General features: G+C 57.5%; 2 protein-coding genes. One reads left to right on the forward strand and one right to left on the reverse strand.

Annotation, left to right across the window (positions count from 1 at the left end):
- Nucleotides 1–101 precede the first annotated feature (101 nt).
- Nucleotides 102–614: a cyclic pyranopterin monophosphate synthase MoaC gene (moaC, locus tag G7Y44_RS10290; RefSeq protein WP_165045060.1), complete on the forward strand. Its 513-nt coding sequence runs from the start codon at nucleotides 102–104 to the stop codon at nucleotides 612–614.
- Between the two features lie 17 nt (nucleotides 615–631).
- Here moaC and G7Y44_RS10295 read toward each other — a convergent pair.
- A partial coding sequence (locus tag G7Y44_RS10295; RefSeq protein ID WP_165249677.1) for a response regulator transcription factor occupies nucleotides 632–941 on the reverse strand: 310 nt, incomplete at its 5' end.

The raw sequence follows: 941 nt of genomic DNA on the forward strand, positions 1-941 counted from the left end.
GTAGTATAGCATAGATATTGCTTGCGCGTTTGCAGCATGCTTGTTTACGATACCTGCACGTAAACTGCGCTGTTTGAATCGAATGACGGAAGGGAAGCCCCATGACTGACCGGCAGTTGACACATATCGACGAAAAAGGTGATGTTCGCATGGTGGACGTGTCGCAAAAGGCCGACACCGAGCGCGTTGCTGTGGCCGAAGGCTTCATTTCCATGCAACCTGAAACGCTTGAGATGATCGCGGGTGGTACCGCGAAAAAAGGCGACGTGTTGGCATGTGCGCGCGTGGCAGGCGTGATGGCGGCGAAGCAGACAAGCAGCTTGATTCCGATGTGTCATCCGCTGAATATCACGAAGGCGAAAGTGGAATGTTCGCCAGTGTTTGCCGGCGAGCGCGCCGACGGCTGCGTGGGTATTCACATCACCACTACCTGCGGCGTTACGGGTAAAACTGGCATCGAGATGGAAGCACTCACCGCAGCAAGCGTGGCGTGCCTGACCGTGTACGACATGTGCAAGGCGGTTGACCGCGGTATGGAAATAACCGATGTGCGCCTGTTGAAGAAAGACGGCGGCAAAACGGGCCTGTGGCTGCGTGAGAGACACGAAGTATAAGCGCGCCGCTGTTTCCATTACCCCAGCAGATCGAGCAGCTCTTGGCGTTTGTGTATGTCGAGCTTCGCGTAGATGTGCTTCGCATGCGTGCGCACGGTGTTTTCGGATATCACCAATCGCTCGGCTATGGCCGCCACGGAGTTCCCGCGTGCGATGAGTTCGGCAACTTCTCGTTCGCGCGTGGACAAGCCGAAGCGCTCCTGTAAATCGAGACATTTCTTCGATATGAGATCGCGGATGGCGTCTGCGTCGGGCGACGCGGACGCGCGGATGCGGCGGCGCTTTGGCGGCTTGCTGGCTGCCGCACCTGCTGTACCCGCAGTATCC

Origin of the sequence: Adlercreutzia sp. ZJ141 (genome assembly GCF_011038965.1) — a bacterium.
GTDB lineage: Bacteria > Actinomycetota > Coriobacteriia > Coriobacteriales > Eggerthellaceae > ZJ141.

Excerpts from the sequence above, each read along its gene's own strand:
- moaC (WP_165045060.1), top strand. The coding sequence starts at position 102 with ATGACTGACCGGCAGTTGACACATATCGACGAAAAAGGTGATGTTCGC.